Annotated in this window: 28 protein-coding genes and 1 riboswitch; of the genes, 16 read left to right on the top strand and 12 right to left on the bottom strand. The window is 73.2% G+C overall.

The annotated features are described in order from the left end of the window. The 3 genes from AW274_RS26765 to AW274_RS26755 are packed head-to-tail and all read left to right on the top strand — an operon-like array spanning position 1 to position 3,528. A complete protein-coding gene (locus tag AW274_RS26765; RefSeq protein ID WP_083974843.1) occupies positions 1 to 774 on the top strand; it encodes a hypothetical protein in 774 nt (257 codons plus the stop codon). Further along, entirely contained in the window at positions 771 to 1,895 is a 1,125-nt protein-coding gene (gene menC, locus AW274_RS26760) for an o-succinylbenzoate synthase (RefSeq protein ID WP_062437303.1), read from the top strand. Before AW274_RS26765 ends, menC begins: the two co-directional genes overlap by 4 nt. Before the next feature lie 22 nt (positions 1,896 to 1,917). After that, on the top strand, positions 1,918 to 3,528 hold the full coding sequence (locus AW274_RS26755) for a PucR family transcriptional regulator (RefSeq protein WP_062437302.1): 1,611 nt from the start codon (positions 1,918 to 1,920) through the stop codon (positions 3,526 to 3,528). On the opposite strand, the gene AW274_RS26750 is transcribed toward AW274_RS26755, so the two are convergent. Beyond that, positions 3,506 to 4,084 (bottom strand): hypothetical protein, encoded by a 579-nt coding sequence (locus AW274_RS26750; protein ID WP_157520749.1) that lies wholly within the window; start codon positions 4,082 to 4,084, stop codon positions 3,506 to 3,508. The two genes, AW274_RS26755 and AW274_RS26750, sit on opposite strands and share 23 nt — an antisense overlap. A 293-nt stretch (positions 4,085 to 4,377) precedes the next feature. Here AW274_RS26750 and AW274_RS26745 point away from each other — a divergent pair, with 293 nt between their 5' ends. Beyond that, complete coding sequence (locus AW274_RS26745) at positions 4,378 to 5,391, top strand: serine/threonine-protein kinase (RefSeq protein WP_157520748.1); 1,014 nt, start codon at positions 4,378 to 4,380, stop codon at positions 5,389 to 5,391. 5 nt (positions 5,392 to 5,396) lie between these two features. On the opposite strand, the gene AW274_RS26740 is transcribed toward AW274_RS26745, so the two are convergent. Beyond that, complete coding sequence (locus AW274_RS26740; RefSeq protein WP_062437299.1) at positions 5,397 to 5,879, bottom strand: hypothetical protein; 483 nt, start codon at positions 5,877 to 5,879, stop codon at positions 5,397 to 5,399. Continuing rightward, complete coding sequence (locus tag AW274_RS41530) at positions 5,846 to 6,052, bottom strand: hypothetical protein (protein WP_062437298.1); 207 nt, start codon at positions 6,050 to 6,052, stop codon at positions 5,846 to 5,848. Before AW274_RS41530 ends, AW274_RS26740 begins: the two co-directional genes overlap by 34 nt. A gap of 43 nt (positions 6,053 to 6,095) precedes the next feature. After that, positions 6,096 to 6,234: riboswitch (cobalamin riboswitch) on the top strand. A gap of 36 nt (positions 6,235 to 6,270) precedes the next feature. Here AW274_RS41530 and AW274_RS26730 point away from each other — a divergent pair. After that, on the top strand, positions 6,271 to 6,597 hold the full coding sequence (locus AW274_RS26730; protein ID WP_062437297.1) for a hypothetical protein: 327 nt from the start codon (positions 6,271 to 6,273) through the stop codon (positions 6,595 to 6,597). Here AW274_RS26730 and AW274_RS26725 read toward each other — a convergent pair. After that, a complete protein-coding gene (locus tag AW274_RS26725) occupies positions 6,578 to 7,789 on the bottom strand; it encodes a glycosyltransferase (RefSeq protein WP_062438007.1) in 1,212 nt (403 codons plus the stop codon). The genes AW274_RS26730 and AW274_RS26725 overlap by 20 nt on opposite strands. Positions 7,790 to 7,869: 80 nt before the next feature. Here AW274_RS26725 and AW274_RS26720 point away from each other — a divergent pair, with 80 nt between their 5' ends. Then, entirely contained in the window at positions 7,870 to 8,049 is a 180-nt protein-coding gene (locus AW274_RS26720; RefSeq protein WP_062437296.1) for a hypothetical protein, read from the top strand. Positions 8,050 to 8,063: 14 nt separating this feature from the next. On the opposite strand, the gene AW274_RS26715 is transcribed toward AW274_RS26720, so the two are convergent. Next, positions 8,064 to 8,390 (bottom strand): hypothetical protein, encoded by a 327-nt coding sequence (locus AW274_RS26715; RefSeq protein ID WP_062437295.1) that lies wholly within the window; start codon positions 8,388 to 8,390, stop codon positions 8,064 to 8,066. Between the two features lie 84 nt (positions 8,391 to 8,474). Between AW274_RS26715 and AW274_RS26710 the strand changes: the two genes are divergently transcribed. Then, the gene (locus tag AW274_RS26710; RefSeq protein ID WP_198169425.1) at positions 8,475 to 10,037 is read left to right on the top strand and encodes an FAD-dependent oxidoreductase; all 1,563 of its coding nucleotides are present in this window, start codon (positions 8,475 to 8,477) and stop codon (positions 10,035 to 10,037) included. Beyond that, positions 10,034 to 11,206, top strand: a complete 1,173-nt coding sequence (locus tag AW274_RS26705) for a cytochrome P450 (protein ID WP_062437293.1) — start codon at positions 10,034 to 10,036, stop codon at positions 11,204 to 11,206. The genes AW274_RS26710 and AW274_RS26705 overlap by 4 nt, the downstream gene beginning before the upstream one ends. Here the strand turns inward: AW274_RS26705 and AW274_RS26700 are convergent. Beyond that, positions 11,118 to 12,365, bottom strand: coding sequence for an MFS transporter (locus tag AW274_RS26700; RefSeq protein ID WP_062437292.1), 1,248 nt, complete (start codon positions 12,363 to 12,365; stop codon positions 11,118 to 11,120). The genes AW274_RS26705 and AW274_RS26700 overlap by 89 nt on opposite strands. A gap of 99 nt (positions 12,366 to 12,464) precedes the next feature. On the opposite strand from AW274_RS26700, the gene AW274_RS26695 reads away from it, so the two are divergent. Further along, positions 12,465 to 13,127 (top strand): winged helix-turn-helix transcriptional regulator, encoded by a 663-nt coding sequence (locus AW274_RS26695; RefSeq protein WP_062437291.1) that lies wholly within the window; start codon positions 12,465 to 12,467, stop codon positions 13,125 to 13,127. Between the two features lie 89 nt (positions 13,128 to 13,216). Further along, on the top strand, positions 13,217 to 13,600 hold the full coding sequence (locus AW274_RS26690; protein WP_062437290.1) for a hypothetical protein: 384 nt from the start codon (positions 13,217 to 13,219) through the stop codon (positions 13,598 to 13,600). Here AW274_RS26690 and AW274_RS26685 read toward each other — a convergent pair. Together AW274_RS26685 and AW274_RS26680 are read right to left on the bottom strand one after the other, a co-directional pair. After that, positions 13,578 to 14,378: an SDR family oxidoreductase gene (locus tag AW274_RS26685; RefSeq protein WP_063813607.1), complete on the bottom strand. Its 801-nt coding sequence runs from the start codon at positions 14,376 to 14,378 to the stop codon at positions 13,578 to 13,580. The genes AW274_RS26690 and AW274_RS26685 overlap by 23 nt on opposite strands. Positions 14,379 to 14,417: 39 nt before the next feature. Further along, positions 14,418 to 15,569: a CobW family GTP-binding protein gene (locus AW274_RS26680; RefSeq protein WP_062437288.1), complete on the bottom strand. Its 1,152-nt coding sequence runs from the start codon at positions 15,567 to 15,569 to the stop codon at positions 14,418 to 14,420. A 77-nt stretch (positions 15,570 to 15,646) separates the two neighbouring features. On the opposite strand from AW274_RS26680, the gene rpmG reads away from it, so the two are divergent. From rpmG to rpmF, 4 genes are read left to right on the top strand one after another with little or no spacing between them, the layout of a single operon-like run. After that, positions 15,647 to 15,811, top strand: a complete 165-nt coding sequence (gene rpmG / locus AW274_RS26675; protein ID WP_062437287.1) for a 50S ribosomal protein L33 — start codon at positions 15,647 to 15,649, stop codon at positions 15,809 to 15,811. Then, the gene (gene rpmB / locus AW274_RS26670; protein ID WP_062437286.1) at positions 15,808 to 16,044 is read left to right on the top strand and encodes a 50S ribosomal protein L28; all 237 of its coding nucleotides are present in this window, start codon (positions 15,808 to 15,810) and stop codon (positions 16,042 to 16,044) included. Before rpmG ends, rpmB begins: the two co-directional genes overlap by 4 nt. After that, positions 16,044 to 16,343 carry a 30S ribosomal protein S14 gene (gene rpsN / locus AW274_RS26665; protein ID WP_062437285.1) on the top strand — a complete coding sequence of 100 codons (300 nt, stop codon included), beginning with the start codon at positions 16,044 to 16,046 and terminating at the stop codon, positions 16,341 to 16,343. The genes rpmB and rpsN overlap by 1 nt, the downstream gene beginning before the upstream one ends. Before the next feature lie 2 nt (positions 16,344 to 16,345). Then, complete coding sequence (gene rpmF, locus AW274_RS26660; RefSeq protein ID WP_062437284.1) at positions 16,346 to 16,513, top strand: 50S ribosomal protein L32; 168 nt, start codon at positions 16,346 to 16,348, stop codon at positions 16,511 to 16,513. An 8-nt stretch (positions 16,514 to 16,521) separates the two neighbouring features. Here rpmF and AW274_RS26655 read toward each other — a convergent pair whose 3' ends face one another. Then, entirely contained in the window at positions 16,522 to 17,322 is an 801-nt protein-coding gene (locus tag AW274_RS26655; protein ID WP_232320388.1) for an NAD(P)H-binding protein, read from the bottom strand. 61 nt (positions 17,323 to 17,383) lie between these two features. Here AW274_RS26655 and AW274_RS26650 point away from each other — a divergent pair, with 61 nt between their 5' ends. Continuing rightward, positions 17,384 to 17,905: a TetR/AcrR family transcriptional regulator gene (locus AW274_RS26650; RefSeq protein ID WP_062437283.1), complete on the top strand. Its 522-nt coding sequence runs from the start codon at positions 17,384 to 17,386 to the stop codon at positions 17,903 to 17,905. Here AW274_RS26650 and AW274_RS26645 read toward each other — a convergent pair. Next, positions 17,865 to 18,236 carry a winged helix-turn-helix transcriptional regulator gene (locus AW274_RS26645; protein ID WP_062437282.1) on the bottom strand — a complete coding sequence of 124 codons (372 nt, stop codon included), beginning with the start codon at positions 18,234 to 18,236 and terminating at the stop codon, positions 17,865 to 17,867. The two genes, AW274_RS26650 and AW274_RS26645, sit on opposite strands and share 41 nt — an antisense overlap. 49 nt (positions 18,237 to 18,285) lie before the next feature. Here AW274_RS26645 and AW274_RS26640 point away from each other — a divergent pair, with 49 nt between their 5' ends. After that, positions 18,286 to 18,966: an alpha/beta fold hydrolase gene (locus AW274_RS26640; RefSeq protein WP_062437281.1), complete on the top strand. Its 681-nt coding sequence runs from the start codon at positions 18,286 to 18,288 to the stop codon at positions 18,964 to 18,966. On the opposite strand, the gene AW274_RS26635 is transcribed toward AW274_RS26640, so the two are convergent. Together AW274_RS26635 and AW274_RS26630 are read right to left on the bottom strand one after the other, a co-directional pair. Next, entirely contained in the window at positions 18,958 to 19,683 is a 726-nt protein-coding gene (locus AW274_RS26635; RefSeq protein WP_083974841.1) for an alpha/beta fold hydrolase, read from the bottom strand. The two genes, AW274_RS26640 and AW274_RS26635, sit on opposite strands and share 9 nt — an antisense overlap. A gap of 10 nt (positions 19,684 to 19,693) precedes the next feature. Continuing rightward, the gene (locus AW274_RS26630; RefSeq protein WP_062437280.1) at positions 19,694 to 20,293 is read right to left on the bottom strand and encodes a TetR/AcrR family transcriptional regulator; all 600 of its coding nucleotides are present in this window, start codon (positions 20,291 to 20,293) and stop codon (positions 19,694 to 19,696) included. Positions 20,294 to 20,358 lie beyond the last annotated feature (65 nt).

The following is a 20,358-nucleotide window of genomic DNA, read 5'->3' as shown; positions in this document are numbered from 1 at the left end:
GTGCTCCCCGACCACCTCGACGCGGCCCGGGACGCCGGCGACCGGGCCCGCAAGGCCGGCGTGGAGATCCGGGAACTCCACGACCTGCCCGGCGCCCAGGCCATGATCGACCTGCTCGTGGAGATCTGGGGCCGTCCGCTGATCACCGTGGAGTTCCTCCGCGCGCTGACCCGCGCCGGCAACTACGCCGCCGGCGCCTACGACGGCGACCGCCTCGTGGGCGTCTGCATCGGCTTCCACGAGGAACCGGCGGCCCGGACCCTGCACAGCCACGTCGCCGGGGTCGTGCCGGGCCTGGGCGGCCGCGGCGTCGGCGGCGCCCTCAAACTCCACCAGCGGGCCTGGGCGCTGGCCCGCGGCATCCCGACGATCGAGTGGACCTTCGACCCGCTCGTCAGCCGCAACGCCTACTTCAACATCGTCAAACTCGGGGCGCTGCCGGTGGAGTACCTGCCGAACTTCTACGGCGCGATGCACGACGCGATCAACGGCACGGACGACACCGACCGGCTGCTGATGCGCTGGGACCTGCTCTCGCCGAGGGTCGTCGCCGCCTGCTCCGGCGCGCCCTTCGACCGCCCGGCCGCCGGTCCGGCCGGCCGCCGCGTCGCCGTCCCCGACGACATCGAGGCGCTGCGGGCCGGCGACCCGCCCGCCGCCGTGGCGTGGCGGCGGCGGCTCCGCGACGAGCTCGCGCCGATGATGACCTCCGGAGGCCGCGTCGTCGACTTCGACCGCGACCTCGGCTACCTCGTCGACCTGGAGACCCCATGAAGCTGCGCGGAATCGAACTGCGCCGACTGTCGATGCCGCTCGTGGCGCCGTTCCGCACCTCGTTCGGCACCCAGACCGAGCGCGACATCCTGCTGGTCAAAGCGGTGACCGACGACGCCGAAGGCTGGGGCGAGTGCGTCGCGCTGACCGACCCGCTCTACTCGCCCGAATACGTCGACTCCCAGCAGGACGTGCTGCGCCGCTTCCTGCTGCCGCGCCTGGCCTCGCCCGAGGGGACCGCCGCGCTCGCCCGGTCGGGCGCGGCCGGGGTCGCGGGGGCGCTGCACGCGTACAAGGGACACCGCATGGCCAAGGCGGCGGTGGAGATGGCGATCCTGGACGCCGAACTGCGCGCCCTCGGCCGCTCCTTCGGCCGCGAACTCGGCGCGGTCGCCGACCGGGTGCCCAGCGGCGTCTCGGTCGGCATCCACGACTCCATCCCGGCGCTGCTGGCCGCCGTCGAGGGTTATCTCGACGAGGGGTACGCCCGCATCAAGCTCAAGATCGAGCCCGGCTGGGACGTGGCGCCGGTCGCCGCCGTCCGCGACCGGTTCGGCGGCGACGTGCTCCTGCAGGTGGACGCCAACACCGCCTACACCCTGCGCGACGCCCGCCACCTGGCGAAGCTCGACGCCTTCGACCTGCTGCTGATCGAACAGCCGCTGGAGGAGGAGGACGTGCTCGGCCACGCCGCGCTCGCCCGGCAGCTGGCCACCCCGATCTGCCTCGACGAGTCGGTCGTGTCGGCGCAGACCGCCGCCGCCGCGATCACCCTGGGGGCGTGCCAGATCATCAACATCAAGCCCGGCCGCGTCGGCGGCTACCTGGAGGCCCGCAGGATCCACGACCTGGCCGCCGCCCACGGCGTCGCGGTCTGGTGCGGCGGCATGGTCGAGACCGGCCTCGGCCGCGCCGCCAACATCGCGCTGGCCGCGCTGCCCGGCTTCACCCTGCCCGGCGACGTGTCGGCCTCCGACCGCTTCTACCGGACCGACATCACCGAGCCCATCGTCCTGGACGACGGCCACGTCGCCGTCCCCACCGGACCCGGCCTGGGCGTCACCCCCATCCCCGACCTGCTGGCCCGGGTGACGACGTCGGTGGAGTGGATCCCGTTCTGAGGTGCGCGCCTATACTCCGGGCGTGAGTCAGCGACCGCGTGCGAGCCTCGGCCGCGTCCTCGACGACCTGGGCTCCACCCTCCTGGAACTGGTCGCGGGCGACGTCGACCACCCCGGCGGCATCAGCGCCCTGGTCATCTTCGACCCGCTCGACGAACCCGTGCTCGCGCCCCGCTCGCTGGTGCTGGGCGTCGGCGTCGACCCCGCCGCCGGAGCGCTGCCCGCGCTGCTGCGCTCCCTCGGCGGCCACGACACGGTCGCCCTGGTCGTCAGGGCCCCGGTCGCGCTCACGGCGGAGGTGCGGGCGGCCGTCCAGGAGAGCGGCGTCGCCCTGATCGGGCTGCGCCGGGGCGCCACGTGGGCGCAGCTGACCGCCCTCATCCGCGCCATGCTCGCCGAAGGCGACATCGGCGTCACCGGCCACGAGTCCCTCGGCGGCCTGCCGTCGGGCGACCTGTTCGCCGTCGCCAACGCCGTCGCCGCGCTGCTCGACGCCCCCATCACGATCGAAGACCGCAGCTCCCGCGTGCTCGCCTTCTCCGGCCGCCAGGACGAGGCCGACCCCTCCCGCGTCGAGACCGTCATCGGCCGCCAGGTCCCCGAACGGTACGCCAACCGGCTCACCGAACTCGGCGTCTTCCGCGACCTCTACCGCTACCAGGCCCCCGTCGTCGTCAAACCGCAGGACCTCGGCTACGACGAGACCACCGTGCAGCGCGTCGCCATCGCCGTCCGCGCCGGCGACGAGGTCCTCGGCTCCATCTGGGCCGCCATGGACGGCGAGGTCGACCGCGAACGCACCCAGGCGCTCCTCGACGCCTCCAAGCTGGTCGCCCTCCACCTGCTGCGGCTGCGCGCCGGCGCCGACGTCCAGCGCCGCCTGCGCACCGACCTGATCGGCACCGTCCTGGAAGGCGGCGCCGGGGCCCGCGACGCCCTCGGCCGCCTCGGCCTGTCGGCCCGCCGCCTCGTCATCGTCGGCGCCGGCCTGCTGCCCGGCCACCCCCACACCGACCTCGAACGCCTGGCCGACGCCCTGTCGGTCCACCTGTCGGCGACCGTGCCCGCCTCGGCCGTGGCCGCCGTCGGCGGCACCGTCTACGGCCTGCTCCCGGTCGTCGTCGCCACCGGCAGCCCCGAACAGCGCGCCGCGCGGCTGGCCGCCGACTTCGTCGACCGCGTCGACGGCAACCTGCACGCCATCGTCGCCGTCGCCCCCGCCGGATCGGACATCAGCGGCATCGTCCACGGAAAAGCCCAGGCCGACCGCGTGCTGCGGGTCATGCGCGAAGGCCACACGGGCCTGCGGGTGGCCCAGCTCGACGACGTCCAGACCCTCGCCCTGGTCCTGGAACTGCGCGACCTGGCCGCCGCCCGCGACGAACGCCCCGGCGGCGCCATCGCCCGGCTGATGGACTACGACGAACGCAACAACGCGGGCCTCGTCGAGACCCTGGAGGCGTGGCTCGACGCGCTCGGCGACGTCGGCAAGGCGGCCGGCGCCCTGTTCATCCACCCCAACACGCTGCGCTACCGGCTCCGCCGCGTCACCGAGGTCGGCGAGATCGACCTCACCGACCCGGAACAGCGCTTCGCGGCGATGCTCCAGCTCAGGATCCTGTCCCCCCGCTGACCGCCCCGAGCACGGCCACGACCGCGTCGAGCCCGCGGTCGAGCCGCCCCGGATCCACACCCTCGGCGTACTCGGCCGGCCACCACCAGGAGACCTCGGCCAGGAACGGCCCCCGAAGGGCGACGACGTACACCTGCGCGACGGGATCGCCGTTGTCGGAACTGGTCGCCACGACCCCCGTGTACACCAGCGCCATCGGTTCGCGAGGGGAGAAGGTCGCGAAACAGGGCCGGACCCGGTCGGCGAGCCGCCTCCCCTCGACGCTCCCGGTGAGCCAGACCCGGACGGCCAGCGGATCGCTGCTCTCGGCGAGCCGCAGCAGATCGGTGTGACCGGGATACCGCACCACGACATCGTCGGCGGCCTCGCACCGGGGTCCGAGGGGGGCGTCGAGCGGGCGGGTGAACCCGTCGTTCGAGCGTGCCGCGCTCAGCCGCTCGGCGACCTCCGCCATCGAGGCGGCCGGGGTTGCGGGGGCGAGCAGCAGGCCCCCGGGCGAGGTCCACTGGCAGTTCGCCGCGAGCAGCACGACCGCCAGCAACGGAATCCACTTCACGATCCGACTATGGCAAGGTGTCGGACATGACGGACAGAAACGAGCCCACCCTTCCGCGGTGAAGCCCCATGAGTGACCCGGAGACCTTGGCGTCACTACTGCAAACGACCACCGGCAACCGAGGTGTCTCACCGGCCGAGTTCCAGACGGCCTCCGACAGCCCAGGTCTGTCACCGACAGAGTCGCAGACGGCCTCCGGTAGCCAGAGTGTTTCACCGACCGAACTGCAAACGGCTACGGGCAGCCGGAATGTGTCGGCGGCCGAGCTGCTCGATGGTGTCGATGACGCGACCGTGGTTCGCCTCGGCCGGTTATTGCAGGAGCAGATCGAATTCCGCTTCTCCGGCGTAGGCATCCGCAAGTTCCTCGACGCCTGCCAGATGCTCACCGCATTCGCCGCCCGCGCCGAGACGGCGGAGCCGGTGCTCGACCTGCTGGCCTCCGCGCTCGCCATGGCCGACGACCTGCGCAGCGGCCCCAGTGGCTGCCTGGCGTGGCCGCCGGGGGAGCGGGCCGCCACTCTCGTCCGGCTCGAACGGCTCATCGTGTCCCCGCGCTGGGAACCGGTTCTCGCCGAGGCGCGGGGCTCCGCCGACCCGCTCACCCGGTGGCGGGCGGCCTGGGCAGCCAGGGCTCCCGTGGTCGTTTCCTCCGGTTTCGGGGTGTACGTCGCCGTGCCCGACCCGGCACGCGGCGGCAGAGTCGAGACCCGGCTGCTGGTCGACGGGCTGCCGATCGTGGCAGAAGGGTTCCGTGCCGGTGCGCCTGACGTGCCGGAACGACTGCTGCCCGCGCTGCGGGCGACGGCGGAGCCGCGCGAGGTGCGGCTGGCCGAGGCGTGGTGCGATGAAGGGTGCTGCGGGGCGCTTTACGTGACGGTCGCCCGCGACGGGGACACGGTCGTGTGGAGCGACTGGCGGGGACACCGCCCGGACGCCGCGCTGACGACCTTCCGGTTCCCGGCCGCCGATTACGACCGGGCGATCGAGGCGGCCGTACAGGACGAGGGTTGGAAGTGGCCCGCCCGCACGCTGGCCGACCGGCTCGCCCGCCATCTCGGCGACGACCCCGGCCTGCTCGGACGCCACCAGTGCGATTTCGCCTGGGTGCTCGCCCAGGTGGGCGAACAGGACCGGTTCGAGCTCGTCTTCTGGCAGCGGGGCCGGCCCCGGATCCAGTTCGGCTGGACCATCCCGGTCGACGACGGCGATCTCGACGACCAGCTGGCCCGCGTCATCGAGCGGCTACGCGAGGAGGACCCCAGCACCCACGCCGAACGCCTGGGCTTCTCCTGGCCGGACGAGTGAACCGGTCAGCCGTGCTGGCGGCACCATTTCACGTGCAGTTCCGCCCACGGGTGCCGGTCGGTGTAGCGAGGGCGGCCGACCTCGATTTCGGCGCAGCAGTGGGCGCCGGGGTGCCGCGCTCGGAAGGCCGGGCCCTCTTCGACCAGGTCGCGCATCTCGCCCAGCTGTGCCTCGAAGGCGGCCCGGCTGCCGGTCAGGAAGAGGGTGTCGGCCGCGACGTCCCAGCGGAGATGGTCGCGGTACTCGCGATGGTCTCGACGCTCGTGGTCGACAGGCGGCCGCCACGACCTCGGCGGGAGCGTCACCCGATGCGGGCGCCCGGCCCCCAGCCGGGCCCGGACCTGCTTCCACCGCGAGGCCGGGAACCCCAGACGATGGTGCAGCAGCACCAGGTCGAGCAGCCGCTCCCGGTTGCCGGAGTCGGCGGGGCGGGCCCCGCGCAGCGGCAGGTAGATCAGGCTGTGCGGCGACCGGGCGCCAGCCCCCACGCCATCGCGACCGTCAGCGCCGTCGCGCGGTCGACGCTCAGTTCCGCGCCCCACCAGTGTTCCCAGAGCATGCCGTGCCGGGAGGCCCGCGCCGGGCGGACCACCCGGTAGGTCTCCGGGCCGAGCCGCACCTCGCTGATCAGCGTCGGCCAGGTCTGCCGCGACAGTCTCATGCGAAACAGGCTAGAAGGCGAGGTATCCGCGTACCGACCGATTTTTCCCGATATGAGACGATGCCTCGGCAAGGCGACGGCGGACGAGGAAACCGGTGCGAATCCGGCGCGGTCCCGCCACTGTGATCGGGGCGCACCGTCGCCCCGAGAGCCAGGAGACTCACGCGGTCGCCTCCTCACGAGCCGGGGCGGATCTCCCCGAGAGAGGACGGGCGCCGGTGCGCGTCACCGTGTGCCGGGACTGCTGCTGCGGCAGCACCCGGAAGGTTCCCCATCTCGACCACGACGAGCAGATCAGGCTGCTGGGCGAGGTCGCCGAAGTGCGGGTGACCGACTGTCTCGACGTCTGCGACCAGGCCAACGTCATCGTCGTCCAGCCGACCCCCGAGGGCCGCGCCGCCGGAGGGCGGCCGGTGTGGCTCGCCTTCGTCAACGACGGCTCCGCCACCGCCGACGTGGCCGACTGGATCCGCGCGGGCGGCCCGGGACTGGCCCCGATGCCCCCGATCCTCGAACTGCACCGCTTCAGCGCACCCCGTCGCTGAGCCGGCGCACCGCCTCGACGACCGGGGCCGCGCCGTCCTCCGCCGCGATACCGGTGGCGAGCGCCTGCGCCCGCCGCCGGTAGGCGGGGTCGGTGACCGCCGTGGTGAGGGCGGCGGCCAGGCGGGCGGCGGTCAGGCGGCGGAACGGGATCGCGGCCGGGGCCGCGCCCAGCGCCGTCAGCCGGGACGCCCAGAACGGCTGGTCGTTCATGACGGGCACGGCCACCGCGGGCACCCCGGCCCGGAGCCCGATCCCGGTGGTGCCCGCGCCGCAGTGGTGGGCGACGGCGGCGAGCTGGGGGAAGAGCCAGTCGTGCGGTACGTCGCCGACCGCCAGCACGTCGTCGGTGAGCCGTCCCCGCACGCCGGTCTGCAGGACGCCGCGCAACCCGGCCCGGCGCAGCGCGTCGAGGGCCAGTTCCGTGTACTGCTCCGCCCGCGAGTCGGCCAGGCTGCCGAAGCCGACGAAGACGGGCTTGGGGCCCGACGCGAGGAAGTCGCGCACCACCGGATCGGGCTGCCGGCCCTCGGGCCGGTGCGGCCACCAGTACCCGGTGACCTCCAGTCCGGGCCGCCAGTCGGCCGGGCGCGGCACCACCAGGGGGCTGAACCCGTGGAAGACCGGCCAGCGGTCGCCCTCGCGGCGGAGGTGAACGGCGCGCGGCGTCATCGGCGGCAGCCCCAGGCGGGCCCGCATCCGGGCGTTCAGCCCGGCGATCATCGGACCGGCGGCGGGCACCTCGAACGCCAGCCGCGCCGCCCTGCGGTTGCCCCACCGGCCGAGCGAGCCCCGGAACACGCTCATGACCGGCGGGAAGTCTCCGGTGGGCTCGATCGGCTGCAGGTGCACGCCCATGCTCGGCACGCCCATCGCCTCGGCGACGTGCCGGCCCACCGCGCCCGCCACGCCGGTCAGCAGCAGGTCGGCCTCGGTGCCGGCGAGCCCGGCCAGGCCCTCGACGAGCTGCTCGCCGTAGACCTTGAAGGCGGTGAAGGGGAGGCGGCCGGTCAAGACGGGCAGCAGGTCGCCGGGCAGCGGCAGGTAGCCGAGGCCCGCGCCGGTCACCAGGTCGCGGTACGGCTCGTGGGCCGCGATCGTGACCTCGTGCCCGGCCGCGCGCAACCGGGCGCCCAGCCCGGTGTACGGCTCGACGTCGCCGCGGGTGCCGACTCCGATGAAGATGATCCGCATGCCATACAGCATCGCGGCCGTGGCCGCCCACGAGCCCACGCCGCTCGACGTGCTGCCGGCGACCGTCCTGGGGCCGGCCGATGCGGATGGGGTACACGCGGCTGCTCGCCTTGCTCGCCGACCAGATCGGGGCCGCCCAGGCCGCCGGTCAGCTCGACCCGGGCTTGGACGCCGACAGGGAGGCGAGCCTCCTCCACGCCCTCGCCACTACACCCCCGACGACGTCACCGCGCTCCTCGGCGCGCATCAGGGGCGCCTGACGACCTGGCGCCGCTCACATGTGCGCGTCGTTCCAGACCCAGTACCAAGGGCCCGTCAGGTGGCGGAATTCGCCCGGCTTGCGGACGGGGTTCCAGATGTAGCCGTAGCCGTCCTGGCCCCAGGTCCGGCCCCGGTAGAAGACGACCCCGTCGTCGTCGTGCCGGACGAAGGCGAACGACAACCACCCGAGGTGCACGTCGCGGACCTCGGCGCCCTTCCCTAAGCCGCGGGCGAACTCCGCCATCTCCGCGCGCGAGTGCGCGAAGCGCAGGTCCTCGGCCCACGGCACGTCGACGACGAGGACGACCGCCAGGAGCACGTACAGGATGCGCTTGGCCATGGGGACATTCTGCGTGCTTACTCAAAGATCATCATCTTCTGAACATGCCGGGCATCGGGGGCGGGCACGGCTGACGGTGTGAGAGTGGTCGTCGATCTGACCAGGTGCCAGGGCTACGGCCAGTGTGTCTTCCTCGCGCCCGAGGTCTTCACCATGGGTGAAGAGGCGCTGCGGTACGACCTCGACCCGCCCGACGACCAGCGCGACCACGTCCTCCGCGCGGCAGCCGCCTGTCCCGTCCAGGCCATCCACCTCGACTGGACGGCCATGCGCGCCCTGCCCGCCTCCCGCGAGTGCGGGAACCGGTTCGACGGCCGGATCGTCGTCGTCGGCGGGTCGCTGGCCGGGGCGCGGGCGGCCGAGGCGCTGCGGCGCGACGGCTTCACCGGCCGGCTGACCGTGATCGGCGAGGAGGACGGCGAGCCCTACGACCGGCCGCCCCTGTCGAAGCAGGTGCTCACCGGGGAGGTCGCGGCCGACCACACCAAGCTGCCGAAGGTCCGCCGGGTCGAGGCCGAGTGGCTGGCCGGCACCCCGGCCGCCGGTCTCGACGTCGCCGCGAAGAAGGTGCTGCTGGCCGACGGGCGCGAGGTGGAGTTCGACCGGGTCCTGCTGGCCACCGGCACCCGCGCCCGGCCCTGGCCCGAGGAGCAGGGAGGCGCGCTGACGGGCGTGTTCACCCTGCGCTCGGCGCAGGACGCGGCCGGGCTGCGCGCGGCGCTGGCGGCGGGACCCAAACGGGTGCTGATCCTGGGTGCGGGCTTCACCGGCAGCGAGATCGCCTCGGTCTGCCGGGAGCTCGACCTGCCGGTGACCGTCGTGGAGCGCGGATCGGCCCCGCTGGTGAGCGCGCTGGGCGGGGTGATCGGCGACGTCGCGGCCGACATCCAGCGCGAGCACGGCGTCGACCTGCGCTGCGGCACCACGGTCACCTCGCTGGAGGGCGACGCCGACGGGCGGTTCCGCCGCGCGCACCTGTCGGACGGCTCCGTCGTCGAGGCCGACGTCGCGGTGGTCGCGCTCGGCTCGATCCGCAACGTCGAGTGGCTGCGCGGGTCGGGGCTGGCCGCCGGGGTGTGGGGGGTGACGTGCGACGCGGGCTGCCGCGCGGTCGACCTCAACGGGCTGGTCTTGGACGACGTCTTCGTGGCCGGCGACATCGCGCGGTTCCCGCACCCGCTCTACCAGTACCAGTTCATGACGCTGGAGCACTGGGGGAACGCGGTCGCCCAGGCCGAGATCGCCGCCCACAACATGATCAGCGACCAGGCGCACCGCTGGCCGCACCTGGCGGTGCCGGTGTTCTGGTCGAGCCAGTTCGGGATCAACATCAAGTCGGTCGGGGTGCCGACCTTCGCCGACCAGATCGTCGTCACGCAGGGCTCGACGGCCGACCGCCGGTTCGTCGCGGCGTACGGCTACCAGGGGCGGATGACCGCGGCCGTCACCTTCGACCAGGGCATGTGGCTGGAGTTCTACCAGCACCGGATCGAGCAGGCCGCGCCGTTCCCGCCGGGCGACGCGCAGCCCGCCCGGGTGCCCGACCGGCTGTCGCCCTCCGCCGACGCGACCGTGGTCGTGACCGGCCACGACCCGGCCGAACGGCGGGTCTCGCTGCTGCAGACGCCCGGAGGTGTCACGTCGTGACCTGCCCGTTCCAGCGGCTGCTCGACCCGTCGGGCCGCCCCGACCCCTATCCGCTGTTCGCCGAGCTGCGGGCCACCCCGGTGGCGCGGCAGGACGACGGCACCTACGTCGTCAGCACCTACCAGGAGATCGTCGCGCTGCTGCACGACCCGCGGATCAGCTCCCGCCGCCGCGACGCCGACCGCGTGCCGGCCTTCATCGCCCTCGACCCGCCCGAGCACGACCGGCTGCGCCGCCTGGCCATGCGCCACTTCGGCCCGCCCGACTCGCCCGGCCGGATCGACGCGCTGCGTCCCGACATGCTGGCGATCACCACCGGCCTGATCGACGGCCTGGCCGGCAAACGCCGCGCCGACCTGGTCGAGGAGGTCGCCTACCCGCTGCCGGTCGCGATGATCTGCCGCCTGCTCGGCGTGCCGCGCGAGGACGAGGGACGGTTCCACGCCTGGGCCGACGAGCTGATCGAGACGCTCTCGCCGGGCGAGGAGCACCGCGCCGAACGCGAACGCGCCCGGCTGGAGGTGACCGCCAAGCTCGACGGCTACCTGGGCGGCCTGGTCGACGCCCGCCGCCGCGAGCCCGGCGACGACCTGCTGTCGGGCTTCATCGCCGACGGCGAGATGACCCGGGACGACATCGTCAGGACCGGCGTGCTGCTGTTGATCGCCGGGCACGAGACCACGATCAACCTGATCGCCAACGGCATGCTGACCTTCCTGCGCAACCCCGAGATCCTGGCCCGTGTGCACGCCGATCCGGGCCTGATCGTGCCGGCGGTCGAGGAGCTGCTGCGGTTCGAGCCGCCGGTGCAGATGCTCTCCTCGCGTACGGCGCTGGAGGACGTCACCGTCGGCGGGGTCGTCATCCCGGCCGGGTCGCCGATCGTGCTGGCCCTGGCGGCGGGCAGCCGCGACCCCGCCCACGTGCCCGACCCCGACCGGTTCTCCCTCGACCGGCCGCGCAACGAGCACCTGGGGTTCGGGGGCGGCGTCCACTACTGCTTCGGCGCGCCGCTGGCCCGGCTGGAGGCGCAGATCGTGCTGACCGAGCTGGTCGGCCGCCTGATCGGGCCGAGGCTGGTCAGCGACCCGCCGCCCTATAGGCCAAGTCCGGTTCTGCGCGGACCGCGCCACCTGTGGGTCGAGTACGACGGGGTCGCGCGGCCGTGACGAGGGTGCCCGCCACGGCGACGATCGCGACGATCGTGCCGTAGCCGGTCGCCATCGACGTCACGCCGACGACCGCGACCAGCTGACCGGCGACGATGGCGGGCACCCCCAGCGCGAGGTAGCCGACCAGGTAGATGGCGGCGAACAACTCGGCGCGCTCGTGCGGCCGCACCTCGGGCACCAGGCCCCGGGTCATGCCGGAGAACGACGTGCCGACCCCGGCCCCGCCGAAGACGGCCGCGACCCACAGCAGGGGCAGGGCTCCGGAGGTCACGGTCGCCACGAACAGCACTGCGCCGAGGGCGACGAGAGCCGCTCCGTACAGGCGCAGTGTTCGAGGCGCCACCCGGGTGGTGACCACCGAGGCGACGCCGCCGGCGGTGAAGGCGACGAAGGCGGCCAGGGCCCCGGCGATCGGGCGGTGCACCCCGAACTCGCCGCCGAGCACGATCGGGACCAGCCCGAGGAACAGCGCCATCGTCATGAACGCGCTGATCGTGCCGGGCAGGGTCGTGGCGAACAGCCGCCGCACCTGCGGCGGCACCGAGACGCGCGGCCGCAGCGACCGCCACGCGCCCGGCTTGGGGGTGGACGTCTCGGGCGTGAACAACGTGAAGATCGTGCCGGCCGCCATGACCACGACGAGCACGAGCCAGACCGCGAACACGGGCTCGGTCGCGAACTGGGCCAGCAGGCCCGCGAAGATCGCCCCCAGCGCCAGGCCCGCCAGCGGCGCGACCGTGGTCACCAGCGCGCCGAGCTTCTTGTGCCGGGCGGGCGCGAGCTCCACCACGGCGGCCGACAACGAACTCGACGCCGCGCCCGTGGCGATGCCCTGCACGATCCGGGCCGCGACGAGCCCTCTGATCGAGGACGCCGACAGGAACGCCAGCATCGCCACCAGCTCCACCGCAAGCGCCGCGATCATGAGCGGCCGGCGGCCGACGTGGTCGGACAACGAGCCGATCACCAGGATCGTGAGCAGGAGCGCGAGGGAGTAGACGCCGAACGCGAGCGTCAGCTCCCACGGCGCGAGGTGCCAGGAGGCTTCGTAGACCGGGAGCAGCGGTGTCGGCACCCCGGCCGCGACGAGGATCGCCACCATCGCGGCCGAGATCCCGGCGAAGCCGACGGCGAGCGGCAGCCTGATGGAAGTCATGCCGTGACAGTAGCCAGCGGCACTTCATTTTTGCAAGTTAACTTCTTTCGAGAAAGTGAGCTATGATTTCTGCATGAGAAAGTGAGCTATGATTTCTGCATGACGCGCCGTGACTACGGGCAGTACTGCGGCCTGGCCCGCGCCCTCGAGATCGTGGGCGAACGATGGGCGCTGCTGATCGTCCGCGACCTGCTCGTCCGCCCCCTGCGCTACACCGACCTGGTCGAGAGCCTGCCGGGCATCCCCACCAACGTGCTGGCCACCCGGCTGAAGGAGCTGGAGCAGGCGGGCATCGTCGAGCGCCGCCTCGCCCCCGCGCCCAAGCGCGGCGTGCTCTACGCGCTGACCGCCGCTGGAATCGAGCTCCAGCCCGCCCTGCTGGCCCTCGGGCGCTGGGGCGCCAGCCAGATGGGCGACCCGGAACCAGGTGAGATCATCCGGCCCGAGCTGATGACCATCAGCTTCCGCGCGGCCTTCGACGCGCGGGCCGCGCGCGGCGTCCACGCCGTCTGGGAGGTCCACGTCCACGACGTGGTCCTGCACCTCGTGGTCGACGACGGGGAACTCGTCTCCGGCGTCGGCCCGGCCCCCCGCGAGCCCGACCTCGTGATCACCTTCGGCCCCGACGGCCTGCCCTCCTACCGGGCGCTGATGAGGGCGGCCAGGGCCGGCGAGGTCGTCTACTGGGGCCGCCCCGAGTCCCTCGACACGTTCCTGCGCGTCTTCACCCTCACCGAACCGGCGAAGGGGAAGACGGGCTGAGCGTTACCTGACGCGTAATCGCGGCTCCGCGCGGCGGCTGACATCTTTCGGAGTGTCAGCACGTCCCCTTTCCGCCGGAGGAGCCCGAGATGACCGCCGTCACCCACCGCCCCGACTTCCTGCGCCTGGCACTCCTCGGCGACGCCGTCGTCACCGGCGGCAACGGCCTGGCCTACCTGCTGTTCGCCGCCCCGCTGGGCTCCCTGCTCGGCCCGGAGGCCGGCCTGCTCCGGGGGATCGGCGCCTTCCTGGTCGTGTACGCCCTCGCGGTCGGCCTGCTGTCCACGCGCCGCCCGATCAGCCGGCCCGCGACCCTGGCCGTGATCACCCTCAACCTCCTCTGGTCGCTGGGCAGCGTCGCCGCCGTGGTCGCGTGGTCGTTCACCACCGTCGGCGCCCTGTGGGCCGTCGCCCAGGCCGTGGTGGTCGCGGCCTTCGCCGCGCTGCAGGTCATCGGCCTGCGAAGGTCGTGACGAGCCAGTCCCGGTACGACTTCGGTTCTCGCCCCAGCAGGTCCCTGACGGCCGAGGTGGCCGGGTGAGGAGTGCTGTGCCACGCGGCGAAGATCTCGATCAGCTCCTCCCCGTGCCCGGCCGCCCGCCATCGTTCCCGCGCCTGTTCCTCGCCCAGTTCGGCGAACTCCAGCGGCCGTCCCAGCACCTCGCCGATCGCCGCGAGCCGCTCGCGCGCCGTCAGGGCGACCGGCCCGGTGATCGTGTACGACCGCCCCGCGTGCCCGCCGTCGATCAGGACCCGGGCCGCGACCGCGCCGACGTCGGCCTCGTGGACGACCGCCACCGGCACGTCCCCGAACACCTCCTCGACCCGGCCCCGCTCGATCTGCGGCAGCCACTGGAAGGTGTTGCCCATGAAGTCGGTCGCCTCCAGCCGGCTCCACTCGACCGGTGCGGCCGCGAACGCCTCCTCGACCGGCCCCACCCGCCCGTTCCACAACAGGGCGACCCGCCGCACGCCCGCCTCCGCGAACAGCGCGGCCAGTTCGGGCCCGGTGGCGAGGGTGGCGTGGTCGTCGCCCCCGGTGGTCAGCAGATGGACGCCCACCACGCCGCGTAACGCGTCGCGCAGCGACTCCGGGTCGGTGAGGTCGCCCCCGGCCACCTCGACCTGCGGCGGGAGGGCCGCCGCGCCGGGACGCCGGGTCAGCGCGCGCACCCGGTGCCCTTCGGCGAGCAGCGCGTCGACGACCCGGCGGCCGGCCTGGCCGGTGGCTCCGGTCACGAGAAAGGTCATGCGCCCGAGGCTACGAAGCTCCCGCCCGCACCACCTCGGTCAACGGTCGGAGCCGAGCCTCGGACTTTCGGCCGGTTCCAGGATCGGGGCGAACGGGTCGTCGTAGCGCGCCCACGCCGACGAACCGGCCACCGCCTCCTCCGGGGTCAGCAGGCACGCGTCGAGCGCGGCGTGGATGTGGTCGCGGTCGAGGTCGGGCCCGACGAAGACGAGATGCTGGACGCGGTCGCCGAGCGGGTCGCTCCAGTCGAGGGCGGCGGCCGCGCGGCGGGCGGGGGAGACCAGGTCCCAGGCGGCCCCGGGCAGCGCGGCCAGCCACGGGCCCGCGTCCTCGACGGCCATGCCGCCCGCGACGGCGTCCCAGCCGAGCAGCCGGTCGGGCCGGGTGGCCAGCCAGAACCGGCCGCGCGAGCGCACCGACGCGGTGACCAGGTCGTCGAGGGCCTCGAACAGCCGGGCGGGGTGCAGCGGGCGCAGGCGGTGCCACACGACGGTGGTGACCTCGCCGTCCCGCGCGTCGCAGGGCAACACGGCGGTGGCGGGGTCGACGCGCTCGGCCAAAGTTCGGGTGTCCAGGGCGGGACCGGTCACCTCCGGGAGGCCGTCGGCCACGGGGGTGGCGGGCGCGAGGTGGGCCAGGAGGGCGCGCGAGAGGTCGTGGTCCTCCTCGTCTCCGCCGTACAGGACCAGAGCGGTCGCGTACTCCGTCTGCCGGGCCAGCACCTCGGCCAGGTGCCGGCGGTCGCCGCCGGTGCCGTGCCCGGTCTCCGCCAACCGCTCGCCCCGGACGATGTCGACCGGCAGCCGCGCGGCGTGCAGCGCGGTCGCCACGCAGGTCAGCCGCAGCGCCTCGGCCGCCTCCTCGGTGTCGAGCGCCTCGGCGACCGCCCGGGGTTCGACCGCGTCCCACAGGTCGACGACCAGCAGCGACGCGGCCGGCGCGCGGCGGATCAGCTCGGGCAGCAGGTCCTCCCTGACGGTGCAGGTGACGCACCCGTGCGCCAGCCGCACCTCGGCCCGCTCCAGCACGCCGGTGACGTCGCGGACGGTGCGCTCGACCCGGCCGGAGGCGACCTCGCGCAGATCGTGGTGGACGGCCACCGAGCCGGGATGGGCGGCCAGCAGTCGGTGGACGGTGTCGGTGCGGGCCCGGCGGTGCAGGCCGGCGACCAGGACGACGGGGGTGGTCATGGCGGACCTCTCAAGTGGCGAATGAAAACAATTATCATTATCATCACACGGACACAGCTCAAGGAAGGACCTCGGCCTTGGCCAGGAACGAACTCCGCCCGGTGATCAAACTCCGCTCCACGGCGGGCACCGGCTACACGTACGTGACCCGCAAGAACCGCCGCAACGACCCCGACCGCCTCACCCTCAGCAAGTACGACCCGATCGTGCGCCGCCACGTCGAGTTCCGGGAGGAACGATGAGCGCCCACTGCCAGCTCACGGGCGTGCAGCCGGTCTTCGGCAACCGGATCTCCCACTCCCACCGCCGCACCCGCCGCCGCTGGGACCCCAACATCCAGAGTCACCGCTACTGGCTGCCCAGCGAGAACCGGCACGTCCGCCTCACCCTCAGCACCCGCGCGATCAAGACCGTCGACAAGATCGGCATAGAGGCGGCCGTGGCCCGCATCCGAGCCAGGGGAGAGAAGATCTGATGGCCAAGAAGAGCAAGATCGCCGCCAACGACCGCCGCCGCGCGGTCGTCGCGCGCTACGCCGCCCGCCGCGCCGAACTCAAGGACCTCATCCGGGTGGGCACCCCCGAGGAGAAGACCGCCGCGGCCCGCGAACTGGCCCGCCAGCCCCGCGACGCCAGCGCGACCCGCGTCCGCAACCGCGACTCCGTCGACGGCCGCCCCCGGGGGCACCTGACCAAGTTCGGCCTCTCGCGGATCCGCTTCCGCGAGATGGCCCACCGGGGCGAACTGCCCGGCATCACGAAGGCGAGCTGGTGACGATGGCCGTCCCGAAGCGCAGGACCTCCCGCAGCAACACCCGCCACCGCCGCGCCCAATGGAAGGCCACGGCCCCCGACCTGGTCCCGATCGTCGTCGACGGCGAACGGGTGCTGGTGCCCCGGCGGCTGGTGGCCGCCTACCAGCGCGGCCTCCTGACGACGCGGTAGGGCGGCCGCTACCCGAGGAACTCCCGCAACGAGCGGGCCGGGCGGCCCAGGACGTCGGCGACGGCCGTCGTCGTGCCCGCCCAGCGGCCGTCGCCGGTCTGGGCCATCAGCAGGGCCAGGTCGCGGGCCGCCGGGGCGGGCAGGCCGCGCTGCTCGAAGTGCGCCGCGCCCTCCTCGACCGTCAGGTCGACGTAGCGCACCGGCCGGCCGAGCGTCCGGGTGAGCTCGGCGGCGATCTCGTCGTGCGTCGGCGCGGCCGGGCCGGTGAGCTCGTAGGTCGCGTCGTCGCCGACCGGACGGGTGAGCAGCGCGGCCGCGACCGCCGCGACGTCGCGCGCGTCGACGTAGCCGACCGGGCCCCGGCCGTACGAACCGAAGATCCGGCCCTCCTCGTCGACGTCGCCCGCGAGGTTCTGCATGAACCCGACCGGCGCCAGGATCGACCAGGGCACGCCCGACGCCCGGAGATGGTCGTCGACCTGCCCGTGCAGGCCGGACGCGAGCAGCCCGGCCGGCGTCGCGCCGCGCACCGACACCGTCACCACCTGCGCCGCGCCCCGGGCCGCCGCGTGGTCGATCGCCGCCCGGTGGGCCGCGACGAAACCGGGCCAGATCGAGCTGTTGAGGAAGAGCCGGTCGCCGGGGCCGATCGGGATGCCCTCCGGGCGCTCCAGGTCGCCGACGACGTAGTCGCAGCCCAGCTCCGCGCCCTGGTCCGGCCGCCGCACCACCGCCAGCGCCTCGCCGCCGAGCTCCCCGATCAGCGCGCGCCCGATCGTGCCCGTCGCGCCCGTCACCACGATCGCCACGTGACTCCTCCTCGTCTACAGTAAGCGGAAGCCTGTCGTCCACTTAGCCGGAGGATCTCACATGCGCGCCGACGCCCGCCGCAATCGGGACAGAATTCTCGAAGCGGCCCGCGACGTGGTGGCCGAGCGCGGCACCGACGCGCCGATGGAGCTGATCGCCCGCCGGGCCGGGGTGGGGGTCGGCACCCTCTACCGGCGTTTCCCTGACCGGGCCGGGCTGCTCGCGGCCTTGGCGGAGCAGTACGTCCACGAGCTGATCGACGCCCTCGACGCGGCCGCGTCGGCCGGGCCCGACGCGTGGGCGGCCGTGCGCGCCTTCGTCGTCCACGCCGTCGAGGAGGGCCGGGGCGCCGTCGCGGCCGCGCTGGCCGGCACCTCCGCGCCGGAGGCGAGAGAAGCGCTGGTCGAACGGCTCGACGTGCTGGTCGGCCAGGCGCAGGCCGACGGCGCGATGCGGTCTGACGTGGGCACCGGCGACGTCATGGACCTGCTCAACGTCTTCGCCTGCAACCCGGGCGTCATCCCGGAACGTTTCCTGCCGCTCATGCTCGACGGTCTGGAGCGGCGTTCTCCTGGAAGGTGACGATCGCGTCGCCGTGCGACCTCGCCCAGTCGGTGAGCACGGCGATCGGCTCGACGAGGGTCAGCCCCAGGTCGGTCAGGCTGTACTCGACGCGCGGCGGAGCCTCGGCGTAGGCGTGGCGTTCGACCAGGCCGTAGCCCTGGAGGCGGCGCAGCGTCTGGGTCAGCACCTTGCGCGAGACACCGCCGACGAGGTCGACGAGCTCGCCGTGCCGGCACGGCCCCCGGCTGAGCGCGAACAGCACGACGACCGCCCACTTGGTGGTGATGAGCTCGATGGCCAGGCGGGCGGGGCAGTCGGCGAGGAAGACGCTCCCCGCGGAATCGTGCACGAGCCGAAAGGTACCAAAAGGTTCCTAACGGATCTCTAGCGTCGTTCCCATGAAGACCTTCCTGCTCGTCCACGGGGCCTGGCACAGCGGCCGCGTCTGGGACCGCGTCGTCCCCCTGCTGACCGAAGCCGGGCACCGCGTGCTCGCCCCCTCGCTGACCGGCCACGGCGACAAGGCACACCTGCTCGGCCCCGACGTGGGCCTCGACACCCACATCGCCGACGTCCTGGCCGTGCTCACCGACGAGGACCTCACCGACGTGGTCCTCGTCGGGCACAGCTACGCCGGCATGGTGATCTCCGCCGTGGCGAGCCAGGCTCCGGAGCGCATCTCCGCGCTCGTGTACGTCGACGCGATGGTCCCCGCCGACGGCGAGAGCGTGCTCGACGTCATGCCGTTCACGCAGGACCTCATCGACGCGGCCGGGAGCTGGCGCGTCCCGCCCATGGACGGTGATTTCGGGGTGACCGACCCCGCCGACGTCGCCTGGTTGCGCCCGCTGCTCTCGGACGAGCCGGCACGCTGCTTCCGGCAGCCGGTGAGCCTCGACGAGGCGGCCCTGGCGGCCATCCCGCAGACCCACGTCCACTGCGTCGGCGACGTCCCGGACGGCGTCGCCCGCCGCGTCCCGCCCGGGGCGCGGGTCGAGGAGTTGCGCAGCGGGCACGACTGCATGGTCACGGCGCCCGCGGAGCTCAGCGAACTGCTGCTGAAGGCCGGTTCAGCATGAAGTCGCGCAGGCTCGCGGCCAGCCGGTCTTCAGCCCCGCGCGGTAGCTCTCCAGGCAGCCGCGCAGGCCGCCCGGCGCTTTCAGGCAGCCGATCCACTCGGCGACGGCCTCTTCGGAGATGGCGTAGGGGTTGTAGGTCTCCGCCTTGATCCAATACTCCCAGAACTCCTGCTCGTGCCCGGTGATCAGCATCTCCGGGATGTGCGGGAGCCAGAAGAACGGCGGGTGCCACAACCAGACGCCCTGCCGCCGGTACTGGGCCGAGACGTGCTCCGGCGTGAAGTGCGTCCACTCCTCGAAGCCGCCGCCCGACAGCAGCATCTCGCCGAACGACAGGGTCCTGACCTGCTCGGGGCGGGTGGCGGCGAGCACGTAGCCGTATTCCGCGCCGCGGTCTTCGCCGTGGACGTGGTAGCTCGGGTGGCCGAGCCGGTCCATCAGTTCGGCCACGTCGGCGGCGCTGGCCAGGCTGTCGTAGCCCTCTTCGGCCGGCGGTTTGTCGGTGTGGCCGAAGCCGCGCAGGTCGGGGGCGACGACCGTGAAGTGCTCGGTCAGCAGCGGGATCAGTTTGTACCAGTAGAAATGGTTCTTCGGGGTGCCGTGGAGCAGCAACAGCGGTTCGCCGCGCCCGGCGGTCACGTAGTGCATGCGGATGCCGTTGACGTGGGCGCGGCCGTGCGTGACCGGGGTCCCCCGATGGTCGTACGTCTCAGCCATCTCTCCGACGTTACGCGTCGGCGACCTGCAGGAGGCGGAGGCTGTTGGCCCAGAGCTGGTCGAGTTGCCCCGGGTCGTTGAAGAGCTTGGCGAACAGGACCGTGCCCTCGATCTGGGCGACGATCGACTTCGCGGCCCCCGGCGCGTCGATCGTGGTCAGCTCGCCCTTCGCCTGGGCGGCCTCGATCGACTGGCGGATCAGGTCGACCTGCTCGTCGAAGATCGTGCGCAGCTTCTGCCGCATCGGGTCGTCGCCGGTGCTCAGTTCGAGGCTGAGGTTGCCGAACAGGCAGCCGGAGACCACGCCCGCGTCGTTGAGCGACGCGGTCTGCATCTCGACCGTGAACGCGAACAGGTCTTTCAGGCGGTGGACGAGCGGGGCGTCGCCGTCGAGGATGCGCTGCCAGCGGCCACGCTGGGAGTTCCACTGCAGGTCGATGATCTCGAGCGCGAGCGCCTGCTTCGACTCGAAGAAATGGTAAAAACTGCCCTTCGGCGTGCCCGCCTGCGCGCAGATCTCCGCGACGCCGATCGAGCCGTAGGAGCGGCGGGAGAACAGATCGGTGGCGGCGGCGAGGATGCGCTCCCGAGCGTCTGACGTTCGGCCCATGTTGCAATTATACGACCGGTCGGCTAAAACGGAAATGTCAGTAGTAGACCGACCGTCTAGGAGCA

The sequence above is a fragment of the Herbidospora daliensis genome (assembly GCF_001570585.1).
GTDB lineage: Bacteria > Actinomycetota > Actinomycetes > Streptosporangiales > Streptosporangiaceae > Herbidospora > Herbidospora daliensis.
The sequence above is the reverse complement of the archived record's forward strand: the minus strand, read 5'-3'. Positions and strand labels throughout refer to the sequence as shown.